A 13,071-nucleotide genomic window follows, 5' to 3' on the forward strand; every position below is an offset into this window, starting at 1 on the left:
TTAATGCACTTTTACGCGTTTATGTTGTTGTTTATCAAAAACGCCATCTACGTCGATGGTATCGAGGATGCGTTTTAGTTCATGTACATCGATTTGACCTGGTGCCGATGCTTTACCAGCAGAGGCAAAGGTCATAGCATTACCAAACAATGCTCCTGCTGTACGTGTAACAGCCCCCAATGGTCCCATAGCCATCGTAATGATTGGGTCAGATGGATACAAGGCTTTAACTTCAGCCGTTGCTTCAAGGAGGGTTAATACGTCCCCAGTTGTATGAGGCATAACAGCCATCTTTGGCACATCAGCCAAGAAGTCTTTCATTTGAATGAGACGATTTACAATAACCTCATGGCTTGGTGTACCATGGAAATCATGATTACTCATAACTATGGTTACACCATGCACCTTGGCGAATTCTATCGTTTTAAGCATTCTATCTTGATCAAAGAATAGCTCGATATCAATAGCATCCACTAATCCAGTCGGAATAAGGCGCTCTAGCATTGTAAAGTAATCGTGTGTAGAAATAGATTTCTCACCACCCTCACCTTTTGTGCGCCAAGTAAATAACAAAGCACGACCTTTTAACTGAGGTTTGATGAGCATTAACAGTTCAATAATAGCGTCAATGGAGTGGGCCCGCTCGTAATAGTCAATGCGCAGCTCCACTACATGACACGGTGTATTACATGCAACCGCAGTGGCATCTAAAATTTCTTTCATTGTTGTGCCCACAATAGGAACACATATTTTTGTACCCTTTTCACCGAGTACAGCATGACCGATACGGACCATAATAACTCCTTTCCGTCCCACACGGTGAGACAAATGACTTACCTTAAACTTAACTATATACCAATATTTTAGTAAAAGCAATCAATCCGCCTATATTGGATTGCTATTCACTAAAAATGTATGAAAGCCTGTCATTATGCACTAAAATAGTATTTTTAGATGAACGATTAATATCATTTTTTGTTATATCCTAGTATCTTGATTTTATTGAAATTAGTCAGATTATTTAGATTTTATAAGCAACCACTAAGATAAAAAGATACCTTATTCAATCGCTAAAGCAATCGAACAAGGTATCTTTTAAATCACCGTCAAAATATATTAATCATGTTGTACAGATAACTTTCGAGCTTGGAAGCCCATATATAGTAATAGCAAACCGGTAATACTAAATACATAGGATATGCCAATGTAGGTGGATACTATACTTGCAAATACAGGGCCTACCATGGAACCAAATTGTTGTGCTGTAGTAGTCATACCAAACATGCGTCCCCTAAAGTTTGGGTCAGTATTGAGTGTTACCGCTGCACTCAAGGATGGGTTAATACCTACTATACAAGACCCAATGAGTACTTGTAATACACCAAACCACCAGATACCTACTGGTAAGCTTTGAAGTAATAAAACGATACCACTACCAATCATACAATAGGAAATGGTCTTAAAATAACCACGACGTTCACCAAGACGAACCCATAGATTTGTCGTCAAGGAACCTGCTAGACCACCAATACTAAGGATTGTACCCGAAATAATAGCCGCCCCTTCCATAGTGCCTTGCATATCTCCTACATAGAGCGCCAAAATAGGCTGCAGCATCATAATAGCACATTGCATAAAGAAGAAAATCCATAATAACCGTACTAATACAGGCTGTTGTTGGACTGCTTTAAAGTCTTCACGCAAGGATGTAGATTTTGTAGCGTGAGTAGCTTGCTCTTTTTCATCAGAACCTACAGAATGTAATTTTGGTTCTTTCACAAAAAATAATACTGCCAAAGTCGCAATAAATACCGCAATACCTGATACATAAAATACAGGCCGCATGCCTACAACACTTTCAACGGCACCACCTAAAAATGGACCGATGACATTGCCTAAGATAAGACCGGTTTGGAATATGCCTAGTGCTCTACCAACTTGTTTCTCATCCACACTAAGGGACACCATGGTCATTGCCGCCGGATAAAATCCATTAGCAAAACCAACTAAGGCCCGTCCCATGAGTAATTGATATTGGTCTGTAACTAAGCCAATTAATACATAACAGATAGCGATGGCAAAGCCTGCACGCAAGGCCATCCGTTTTTTCCCTTTATTATCAGCAATCTTTCCCCATATAGGAGCCATAATGCCGGCGATAAGGAAAGTGATACCAAAGACGAGCCCTGACCAAAGAGCTACATCATCTTTCGGAACCCCTAGTTCCAACAAATATATCGGCAAGAAAGGTATGATCATGGTGTAGCATATGGCAAGGACGGTCATACTAGCTGTAATAATCCATACATTGCGCATACCTCCACGAATATCGTATTCAGTTGTACTCATATTGACCTCCCCTCCATATAGAAAGAAGAGCCGCATATGAAACGCGACTCTTTCAATAAAATTACCTAAACAATAGCCATGCAAGCCAGTGTGCACGTAAAAATTACATCCCCTAAACCAATCCTAGGGAATCACCAACTATACCTCTGGGAACTTGTGATCCATCACATCTTGTAAGGAAACACGTTCCATAACATGGCGGAATTCTGCTTGTAAATGTTGCCACAACGGTGCCGTCAAGCAATCGTTAAACATCGGACATGGCTCTACATCGTCTTCTAAGCAAGATACGAGAGCAATGGAATCCTCTGCGGCATATAAAATTTCATATACATTGTATTCAGCAGGTAATTTCACCAAGCGATATCCACCGTATTTGCCACGTCCACTTTTAACGAGGCCAGCGGAGGACAAGCGAGATACAATCCCCTCTAAGTATTTATCGGAAAATCCTTGGCGTTCTGCAATTTCACGGATTGGAACGTTTTTTTCTACTCCATGTTCTGCAATATCTGCCAATATCCGTAAGGCATAACGCCCTTTAGTAGATATTTTCATAAGTTAACCTCTAAGTCATTCATAATATATTTATAGTATATCACAAATTTATACAAAAAATGGTGGGAAATATGATACACTATACATATATCGAAATATTTTATTTGGGTATTTTTTAATTTCATATGGGAGGATGTTATCTAATGTTAGATAAACTATTTCAACTCAGTGAACGCGGTACAACTGTTAAAACCGAAATTTTAGCTGGTATTACTACGTTTATCACGATGGCGTACATCCTATTCTTGGCGCCAAACATTCTTAGTCTTGCAGGCATGGATAAAGATGCAGTCCTCATCGCTACAGCCTTAGGTGGTGGTCTTGTAACGATTGCTATGGGTTTATTCGTAAACTATCCGATTGCCCTCGCTCCAGGGGTTGGCCTCTTAGCCTTTTACTCTTTTACCGTAGTTCTCGGTATGGGCGTATCCTGGCAAACAGCATTAGGTGCGGTGTTCATTTCCGGCCTCGTATTCCTCGTATTAACACTTACATCAATACGACAAATGATTGTTGAAGGCATCCCCGCCTCTATGAAGGTTGCCATTACCGTTGGTATCGGCCTCTTCATCGCTATCATCGGCTTAAAATTATCCGGCTTAATGGCTATCTCCATTAGTTTGTCTCCAAACTCCTTAGGTCAAGTTGTGCAAACGCACGGTAATTTAGTGCCGCCTGCGTCCGAAGCACTCTTAACGCTTGGTAATTTGCACAGTGGCGAAACATTGTTGGCTCTATTCTCCCTCATCTTTACAGCTCTATTGATGGCTCGTAAAATTCAAGGTTCTCTCTTGATTGGTGTGGCAGCAACAACAATTCTTTCCTACGCTACTGGCCTTTCCACAATGCCTGAGAACTTCACTGTATTGGCAGTGCCTGATTTCTCTAAAGCAGCATTCCTTCAATTAGATATTCCTAGTGCTCTCCACATGGGCTTAATCACGATTATCTTCTCCTTCACCTTCGTAGAATTGTTCGACTCCATGGGTACCTTGATTGGTACTGCAACAGAGGCGAAAATTGCAGATCCTAAAACTGGTAAATTCCCAGGCCTTGGTAAAGCTATGACTGTCGATGCAATCGGCGTTAGTGCTGGTGCATTGCTCGGTACTTCTACGATTACTGCCTTTGTTGAAAGTGCGGCAGGTGTAGGTGCTGGTGGTCGTACAGGCTTAACAGCTGTTACAACAGGCGTATTATTCTTAATCTGCTTATTCTTAGCTCCAATCGTATCCTTGGTGCCAAATGCAGCCACATCTCCTGTTCTTATCATCGTTGGTGCCCTCATGTTGGGTGCTATCAGAAATATCGACTTCGATGATTGGACAGAAGGCTTCCCGGCATACCTAGTTATCGTTTTGATGCCTTTCACATACAGCATTGCTAACGGTATCTCTGCAGGTCTCGTTGCATACCCTCTACTCAAGATCATTTCTGGTCGTGCAAAAGAGGTTAACTGGATTATGTACGTATTGGCGGTACTCGTTATCATACGCTACGTATTCTTCTAATTAATAACTAAGAGAACCTATCTCCAAAGATATTAATAAAATATCTAGGAGATAGGTCCTTTTTTATGTACTCTTTTCTTAGGAAAAACTAATACCAGGTACTAACGAATTATTTTACACCGATTAAGTCTGTACGATTTGGATCGATATCTTTTAACGGCACTACATGATCTCTATAAAAATCTGCTTCAGATGCTTTCACAGGCACTTGGAAGAACAAGAAATACGCCATATTATCCTTGTACCACGTAACACTGCGCACTAAGCCCTTATCTACATCACCTGTATAGTGAACGTCGCCTATTGGAGTAGAGTCAGTCCACTGTACGTCATGATACTCCAATGGAATATATTCTTCAGGCCAAACCGTATCCATAGAGTAACTCATGCGGAAGACCATAGTATGAGTTACCCAACGGCCACTGCGTTCTTGGTACTCTTCACCTTGCTTCCAATATACAGTTTCTAATACATCATTGTCATAAAAATGTGTAGCATAGTATGTATAGCCAAACGGTAAATAACTTGGTACAGATACGTCATAGGACACCTTATGAGATGCATTAATTACACCGCTAGGTAAGCCCTTGGATTTGCTCGTAAGTATAGGCCATACAGAATTTGTATGTGTACGCACTGGTAAAGGAATCGATTCATAAGGAGGCCAATCTATTTTAACATTTTGTTTACCCTGTTCTTCAACATTTTGTTTAATAGGTTCTTCAATATTTTGTTTATCATTTCGATCACCACGTAATCGAGTATCATCAGCGGCTACGTTACTCAAAGGACCTACAGAGTCTACAATTTTGCTTACAAAGTCTTGGTTTCTTGAAGAAGCAAAGTAAAGCATATGAACTTTATTATCTTTTTCCCAGTAAGCAATTTGAATAGCGTCTTTTCTAGAGCCTAATGTATTTACAGAAATTCCATTAGGGGTAATAAAGCTAACTGCATCCTTAGCTTTATAATTTGTCTTTTCTAATATAGGTGTTACCACTGTATCGATAACCCACCCCATACGATATACAATATCTGTATTAGAGAAGGTTAATTTCGGCCCATATTCTCCATCACGGCCCGTTTCTGTATATACGATTTCTAATACGTCATGGTCCTTGGCCTTTACATCGCGCACTGCATAGTCTTTAGGCATATAAGACGGCACTTGTAATGGATAACCAAACTCCTGCACGGCACTTTCAATATTAGTTTCAACTATATCATAATCACCAACTTGATCATACCAGAGATAACGATCCATAAGTTTTTGATTATCATCGATAATTTTCTGATTATCTACATCTCGTTCAACAGGAACGGTATTACCATTTTTATCTATTAACGGGTATGTAGCACTAACTGGCTGTCCCCCAAAGGTGCTTACTGCTGTAGCCATCGTAGCACATAAAATGGCAGCTCTTATTATTTTCTTCATATTCTCTCCTCTTTGAGCGGTTATACACGTTTCCGCTTTATTCCAAGTAAATCACTACGTGACATAACTATATTTTTACAGGCTCCACATGTTCCTTATAGAATTCCGCATCAACTGATTTCACAGGTTCTAAGAACAATAAGGAGTATGCCATACCGTCCTTTGTCCACGTAATGCTACGGATCAGTTGTGCTGCTGGATCACCGGTATAAAAGACTTCACCGGATTCACCTTGTTCAGACCATTCAAAGTCCTTATACTCAGCAGGAACATACGGTACATCTTTTACATCGTTCACGGAATAGCCCATTCTATAAACAAAAATACTACCGAGATTTTTCTTACCATCTCTATATGTTTGAGCATTTTTTATAAAGTATACAACCTCTAATACATCATTTTTGTCTTGCCGCACTGTATAGACTTCATAACCATAAGGGATATAGCTAGGTGCCTTAACCTCATAAGGAAGCTTCTGTGCTGCCTCTTTTAGATTGCCCTTAAAAGTATGCGCCTTTTGTGTATTCTCTATAGGCCAATCATGAAAGTGCCACTGTAAATGGTCAGTTCTAGGCTCTACATTTTTAAAATTATGTCCTAGCTTATGTGTTTGAGTAGATACAGACTGATCTGTAGTATTAGAGGTATACACAGTTTCTGCTGTTGCCATTCCTACAGATAGTAGCCCAGTAGCGATAACAGCTAAAACGGACTTGTACATTGTTTTTCTCATATTTTTTCCTCTTTATAAGCGACTACTAATTTCGCCGCTATACACAATATATTATTGTAGATACAGTTTGTATAACATCAGTGTATCTGCTAAGGAATCATTCGTTCTTTATCGTATTCATCTCTTGTTTTGTTTGAAATCTTCGTAACCGGATAGTTTCCTAACAATTCATAACGTGAGCTATCTATAGTTTTTACAGGCACCACATGTTCCTTATAGAATTCTGCGTCAACTGCTTTCACAGGTTCTAAGAAGAATAAGGAGTACGCCATGCCGCCTTCCGTCCACGTAATGCTACGGATTAGTTGTACGCCTGGCTTACCTGTATAATACACCTTGCCAGATTCACCTTGTTCAGACCATTCATAGTCCTTGTACTCTGCAGGAATATACGCTGTATCTCTTACGGTATCCAAGGAATATCCCATTCGATAAGCCATAACATTAGTAATAAATTTATTCCCATCCTGGTAGATAGGCCCGCCTCTTTTGTAATATACAACCTCTAAGACATCATTTTGATCGTGACGCGCTGTATAAAGCTGATATCCAAAAGGTATATAACTAGGTACTTCAGCCTCATAAGGCAATTTCTGAATAGCCTCTGCTACCCCCTTAAAGTTACGAGCACTGTCTTGAGTCATCATAGGCCAGCCTACTAATTGCGTTCTTGGTATTTGTATAATCGGAGAAGCATTATTCATGTTTGGCGTAACATTTTTAGACTTAGATGCGGCCTCAGAATTATTAATAGATATAGACTGATCAACAGTATCTGCGGATACATAGCTTATAGATACTAAACCCACAGCTATAGCAGCTAACATCGTCTTACACATTATTTTTCTCATATTCTCTCCACTTATAAAAAAATATAATATACTTCACACATATAATGATATATTTTCTTATTTATATCAGAATCTAGCTACCGTTTCTGTAGCTCTAGCTACTTCATAAAACTTTTATCTTTCCTTTTGTGAAAGCATAGGCATCATCAACTAATGTATCTAATGCTTAGGTTCAATATAAAAAATCCTACTGAACGCTATATCATAATAGAGTTCAATAGGATTGTTGTGTCATTATTTAGTTAATGGAGGCATAATAGTATCTTGTTCAAGTTGTCTTCGCCTTTTGGCCGTATAGTCGACAATTTTAATTTGAACTACGCCCACAGAGTTTACCATGGCTTCCGTAAAAGTAAATTCACGACTTGTCTGATGTTTCATCAATACTTGTAAGCCATGAGACTTTTCATCAATAGCCTCTAAATAAGTAGCCTCTCCACGCCCCATCACACTAGAGTAAACCGAGCTATATTTACATGGTATATCTCCACCTGAAACGAGGGCTTCATCGCTACCATCAATTTCAATAAATACATGGGGATTCGCTTGAATCAAACTAAACTTCTTCCCCTCATAATGGCCATGTACATAGATATAAAGTGCCTCATCTGTAAATTCGTATCCAAAATGTAGTGGCACCACATAAGGATAGTCACCATCCATCAGACCTAGGTGAATGATACGAGTACTATTTAAAATCCCCTTAATTTCATCTATATCTGTAACCATGCGATCTTGTCGTCTCATAATAGCCTTCCCTCCACAGTTTTACGTAAAAGATAATCTATGTATTATTATAGCAAATGTTTAAAACCTTTTAAGGCATAGTATCCTTTTAAAAATTATGAATAATTTCTCTTTTATTCGTATATTAATAATACTATTTGCTCTATATGTCTACTGCATAAATACATTTGACTTTTTACAATAGATACTGTATTATAAGAAAATAGTTTTATATATTCTATAGATTATAAAGGCTATGGGTATCCATGGCTTTTTATATTTGTAGATGGTTTGTAGAAAAGAGGTCTTTACTATGTCTGATACACATCAGTTAAAACGGGGTCTTAAGAACCGGCACGTACAGTTGCTCGCCATTGGCGGTGCCATCGGTACAGGCTTGTTCTTAGGCTCCGGTCGTGCCATTCACTTGGCCGGTCCATCCATTATTTTCGCCTACCTTATTACAGGTATTATCTGCTTCTTTATCATGAGAGCATTAGGCGAATTGTTATTATCCAACTTGAATCATCACTCTTTTATCGATTTCGTAGAAGATTATTTAGGTGATCGAGCAGCATTTATCACAGGATGGACATACTGGTTCTGTTGGCTTTCACTAGCCATGGCCGATTTAACAGCCGTAGGCCTCTATATGCAGTTCTGGATACCGTGGCTGCCTCAATGGATACCCGCCCTTGTCGTCTTAGTGGCATTGCTATTAATGAACTTAACAGCCGTAAAGTACTTCGGTGAAATGGAGTTCTGGTTTGCCTTGATTAAGGTAATTGCCATCATTTCTCTCATTATTATCGGTATCATCATGATTGTCACAGGTTTTACTACAGATGCAGGCGTTGCCGCCTTTAGTAATATGTGGAATTATGGGGGCTGGTTCCCGAACGGAACAATGGGCTTTATCTTATCATTCCAAATGGTTGTTTTCGCTTTCACAGGTATCGAGCTCGTAGGTTTGACAGCTGGTGAAACAGAAGATCCTGAAAAGGTTATTCCTATGGCGATTAACAACATCCCTTTACGCATTATTTTGTTCTATGTGGGCTCTTTGGCTATCATCATGAGCATTTATCCTTGGACAGCCGTCAACCCATCTGCTAGCCCATTTGTGGCCGTATTTACAGCAGTTGGTATTGCAGCCGCTGCAGGCATCGTAAACTTTGTAGTTCTTACATCTGCTGCATCTGCAACAAACTCTGGTATCTTTAGTACAGGCCGTATGATTTACGCCCTTGCTAAACGCGGTCATGCGCCAAGCTCTATGCGCCGCTTAACCCACAGCAGTGTACCATACCAAGCAACCATTTTCTCCGCTGCAGTACTATTGATTACAGTTGTACTCAACTATGTAATGCCAGAAGCAGTATTCGTTATGATTACATCTATCTCTACATTCTGCTTCATCTTTATTTGGGCAATGATGGTTATTTGTCACCTTAAATATCGCAAGAAAAACCCTGAATTAGCGGCACAATCTAAATTCAAGATGCCTCTATTCCCAGTGATGAATTACATCATCCTTGCGTTCTTTGTTTTCATTCTAGGCATTCTCGCCCTAAACGAAGACACTCGAATTGCCCTCTTGTTTACACCAATTTGGTTCGTTATTCTCTGGGCCTTCTACTCCATGCTTAATACAGATGATGAGGACGCTCTCAGTGAGGAACTTATCGAGATGGCTGGTGTAAAAGAAATTTACAAAAAACCTAAAAAAGAAGATTCTGACGATTACATAATCTAACAAAAGGCGATTACATAAGCTAATAAAATTTGTCTACGTAACATAACAAAAAGCCCGTGCATATTGATATGTACCCCCTTTACTGGACAACCAGTAAAGGGGGTATTTTCATGAGATATAGTTATGAATTTAAAAGAAAAGCAATTGAATTATTTTATCAAGGTGAATGGCCCGAGACACCTGACGGTGTAAGGACAGATACATTTCATAAACAAATAAGGGACTGGGTTAAATTAGAACAACGTCATGGTTCGGACATTAATAAATGTCAAGGGACTAATAAGTATTGGTCTCCGGAAGAAAAATATGAGTTAGTATGCCAAGTTCTTTCTGGTCAAGGTTTAAGAGCAGTAGCTATTGTAGCGGGTATTAACTCTGGACAACTGTATCAATGGGTTCATAAATACAAAACTTTGGGATACAATGGTCTTATTAATAAACCTAAAGGACGACCACCAAAGGATTGCAAAATGAAAGTACCTAAGACTATCTCAACTCGAGAGCTCAAAGAAAGTGAATATGAGGAACTCATTCGCTTACGAGCTGAAATTGCTTATATTAAAGCTGAAAATGAAGTCATAAAAAAAGAGATTGCCTTGAGAGAAGAAAAGGAAGCTGCGCGTCTCAAGGCGAAAAAGCAGCGATTATCAAAACGCTCCGCCAACAAGGCTATCAACTAAAGCATCTTTTAAAAGCTATGCCAATGTCCAAATCTACCTATTATTTTGAACTTACTAAAGTAGATCTTGTAGATAAAAGAAATACAGAGCTAAAAGATGAAATTCAAAAGATTTTTACAGAACATAAAGGTCGGTATGGTGTACGCCGTGTATACCAAGAACTTCTTAATCGAGGTTTTGTAGTCAATCATAAACGAGTACAAAGACTTATGCATAATATGGGACTAGCAGGAAAGCGGCCGAAGGAAAAGTATCACTCTTACAAAGGGAAAGTCGGTAAAGTAGCAGAAAATATCGTCAATAGAGATTTTAGTACAACTGCACCATTACAAAAATGGACTACTGATGTGTCTCAATTTAATTTCCCGTGGGGAAAATGCTATTTGTCGCCTATTTTAGATATGAATACGAATGAGATTGTTGCTTATGACTTAGCATTAAGGCCTAACTTAGAACAGATTTCTCGTATGTTAGAGAAAGCTTTTAAGAAGTTTACTAATCTTTCGGGATTAATCTTCCACTCTGATCAAGGATGGCAATACCAACATAAGTATTTTAGGCAAGCACTTAAAGAACATGGCATTATTCAGTCTATGTCTAGAAAAGGAAATTGTTATGATAACTCTGTGATGGAAACCTTTTTTGGTAGATTGAAAACAGAAATATATTATGGTTTTGAAAAAGAATATTCATCATTTAATGCTTTTGCAGTAGCAATAAAAGAATATATTAACTATTACAACAACAGAAGGATCCAGAAAAAAACAAAATGGATGCCCCCTGTAAAATACAGGGAAGCATCCATGTGTTTAGGCTAGTAAATAATATGTGTCCAGGAAAATGGGTACATATCATATCATAGCACGGGCTTTTCTGTTACTTCATAGTCGGGAAGTTTTGTTGTTCATATTGTTGTTGATACGCTGCAATATTGCTTGTATCTTCATCGTAGTTAAAGATTGTTTTACTGCGATATCCACCTTGCGTAATGATGATATCGATAGAGGACGGCACCTCTTGACCAGTACGTTGCAAATGGTTAACTAGCTCTTGTAAAGCTTCATTTTGGCGCATGGAACCAGCCATGTATTTACCTTTAGATAAACCAGTATTTCTAATGACTTGACCATTATATACTTGGCCTCTATTATCTACATAATAGAAGCGTACGGCACCCTTATCTCCCGAAGGCACTGCTTTTACATAAATAGTCTTCCAGTTCTTTTTAACCATACCTTTAGTAGCGTCTGCTAACTTATTAGACAAACGTTGTGTTTCTTTATTAGTCTCTTTGGAGACACCATTTACCTGTTGAATTTCATCATTCATGGGCATTTCAATAGGTGACACCGCAGGATCTTGTTGAACCTTTTTCGCATCTGCAGGCTGAACCGCCAATACACCAACGGCTGCCATTACAGCTAATGTTGTAAGAGCAAATTTCTTCATTATATCTCTCCTCAGATAGGATTCCCTAAACAAATTATATTTTATACAATACATTATAAGCATTAGGCTATTTATTATCAAGCCTATCTTATTTTTTCAGGACCATTATTCTTAATTATTTGATTCCAATGTTCAAATCTCGCAATATTATAATCCATATCCATATATTTAATATTAAAAGATGTAATAGATTTAAGATCGTTATAAAATTCCATCTCATCAGTACTCGTATTCCAGAATAACATCATATTTTCATATATAGGTATACCATAATACTGTTCAGCTTTTAAAAACTCAAATGGTAAATTCATGTTAGGCTTCGCGTAGATAAGAGGACTAACAGTAAGCAAATAGGTATCTCCTACCTTACCATTCATGTATAAATCTCTAGGAATTAAAGAATCTGATATTACTTTATCTTTTTGAATACCATGTTTACTAACATTCTTATTTTGAACAGAAATCGAGTCTGTATTCACTATTTTGCTAGCAGATAAATCAGGGCTTAAGATATATTTCGCGTTCCCTTTAGAAGCTATAATTTTACCATCTATATAGTCTAATGAAGCGGAGAATTTATCGAATTCATACCCGATAACATTAGAGCTTAAAGATGTATCATTAATCTTAAAAATTAAAAGTTGATATAATTTCATATCAGAAATAGCATCATTAGAACGTGCAAGAAGATATAATTCATTATTAACGATAAGAGAGTCAAAAATATAACAGTTATATGCTTTCATGATAGGCAATACATCAACTACATAAGATTCAGAGTAATTACTTGCATTTATAACTGTCACGGTTGCATTAGGATCACGATTACTATCAACTGTAATATCCTTCTCTATAATTATTCCTTGTTTGGGTAAAATTCGATCCTCATTTCTCGTACCATTAAGGTGTAAGGCACACAAAACAAGGATAAGTAAAAGCAAAAAACTAACAATATAATGCTTTTGTATCCATCCCAACATAAAATCACCTCTCTCTTATGTATAGTATAGCGAAATCTCT

General features: G+C 38.2%; 13 protein-coding genes. 4 read left to right on the plus strand and 9 right to left on the minus strand.

Going from position 1 to position 13,071, the window contains the following annotated elements; genetic code table 11:
* From aroD to VCHSUH03_RS00245, 3 genes are all read right to left on the minus strand, one after another.
* On the minus strand, positions 1 to 795 hold the full coding sequence (gene aroD / locus VCHSUH03_RS00235) for a type I 3-dehydroquinate dehydratase (protein WP_105093630.1): 795 nt from the start codon (positions 793 to 795) through the stop codon (positions 1 to 3).
* 321 nt (positions 796 to 1,116) lie between these two features.
* A complete protein-coding gene (locus VCHSUH03_RS00240; protein WP_105093631.1) occupies positions 1,117 to 2,349 on the minus strand; it encodes an MFS transporter in 1,233 nt (410 codons plus the stop codon).
* A gap of 138 nt (positions 2,350 to 2,487) precedes the next feature.
* A complete protein-coding gene (locus VCHSUH03_RS00245) occupies positions 2,488 to 2,907 on the minus strand; it encodes an RrF2 family transcriptional regulator (protein ID WP_105093632.1) in 420 nt (139 codons plus the stop codon).
* Between the two features lie 143 nt (positions 2,908 to 3,050).
* Between VCHSUH03_RS00245 and VCHSUH03_RS00250 the strand changes: the two genes are divergently transcribed.
* A complete protein-coding gene (locus VCHSUH03_RS00250) occupies positions 3,051 to 4,418 on the plus strand; it encodes an NCS2 family permease (RefSeq protein ID WP_105093633.1) in 1,368 nt (455 codons plus the stop codon).
* Positions 4,419 to 4,527: 109 nt separating this feature from the next.
* Here VCHSUH03_RS00250 and VCHSUH03_RS00255 read toward each other — a convergent pair whose 3' ends face one another.
* The 4 genes from VCHSUH03_RS00255 to VCHSUH03_RS00270 form a co-directional block, all read right to left on the minus strand.
* The gene (locus VCHSUH03_RS00255) at positions 4,528 to 5,856 is read right to left on the minus strand and encodes a hypothetical protein (protein ID WP_105093634.1); all 1,329 of its coding nucleotides are present in this window, start codon (positions 5,854 to 5,856) and stop codon (positions 4,528 to 4,530) included.
* Positions 5,857 to 5,923: 67 nt separating this feature from the next.
* The gene (locus tag VCHSUH03_RS00260) at positions 5,924 to 6,589 is read right to left on the minus strand and encodes a hypothetical protein (protein WP_241567112.1); all 666 of its coding nucleotides are present in this window, start codon (positions 6,587 to 6,589) and stop codon (positions 5,924 to 5,926) included.
* Positions 6,590 to 6,678: 89 nt separating this feature from the next.
* On the minus strand, positions 6,679 to 7,440 hold the full coding sequence (locus VCHSUH03_RS00265; protein ID WP_105093635.1) for a hypothetical protein: 762 nt from the start codon (positions 7,438 to 7,440) through the stop codon (positions 6,679 to 6,681).
* A gap of 234 nt (positions 7,441 to 7,674) precedes the next feature.
* Positions 7,675 to 8,187, minus strand: a complete 513-nt coding sequence (locus VCHSUH03_RS00270; RefSeq protein ID WP_105093636.1) for a pyridoxamine 5'-phosphate oxidase family protein — start codon at positions 8,185 to 8,187, stop codon at positions 7,675 to 7,677.
* Between the two features lie 292 nt (positions 8,188 to 8,479).
* On the opposite strand from VCHSUH03_RS00270, the gene VCHSUH03_RS00275 reads away from it, so the two are divergent.
* The 3 genes from VCHSUH03_RS00275 (at position 8,480) to VCHSUH03_RS00285 (ending at position 11,420) form a co-directional block, all read left to right on the plus strand.
* Positions 8,480 to 9,922: an amino acid permease gene (locus tag VCHSUH03_RS00275; protein ID WP_060924449.1), complete on the plus strand. Its 1,443-nt coding sequence runs from the start codon at positions 8,480 to 8,482 to the stop codon at positions 9,920 to 9,922.
* Between the two features lie 110 nt (positions 9,923 to 10,032).
* A complete protein-coding gene (locus tag VCHSUH03_RS00280) occupies positions 10,033 to 10,602 on the plus strand; it encodes a helix-turn-helix domain-containing protein (RefSeq protein WP_241567113.1) in 570 nt (189 codons plus the stop codon).
* Positions 10,566 to 11,420 (plus strand): IS3 family transposase, encoded by an 855-nt coding sequence (locus tag VCHSUH03_RS00285; protein ID WP_241567117.1) that lies wholly within the window; start codon positions 10,566 to 10,568, stop codon positions 11,418 to 11,420. Before VCHSUH03_RS00280 ends, VCHSUH03_RS00285 begins: the two co-directional genes overlap by 37 nt.
* Positions 11,421 to 11,478: 58 nt before the next feature.
* Here VCHSUH03_RS00285 and VCHSUH03_RS00290 read toward each other — a convergent pair whose 3' ends face one another.
* Both VCHSUH03_RS00290 and VCHSUH03_RS00295 read right to left on the minus strand, forming a co-directional pair.
* Positions 11,479 to 12,051, minus strand: coding sequence for an immunity protein YezG family protein (locus VCHSUH03_RS00290; RefSeq protein WP_105093638.1), 573 nt, complete (start codon positions 12,049 to 12,051; stop codon positions 11,479 to 11,481).
* An 83-nt stretch (positions 12,052 to 12,134) separates the two neighbouring features.
* A complete protein-coding gene (locus VCHSUH03_RS00295; RefSeq protein WP_105093639.1) occupies positions 12,135 to 13,031 on the minus strand; it encodes a hypothetical protein in 897 nt (298 codons plus the stop codon).
* Positions 13,032 to 13,071 lie beyond the last annotated feature (40 nt).

Origin of the sequence: Veillonella infantium (assembly GCF_002959895.1) — a bacterium.
In the GTDB taxonomy this organism is placed as follows: domain Bacteria; phylum Bacillota; class Negativicutes; order Veillonellales; family Veillonellaceae; genus Veillonella; species Veillonella infantium.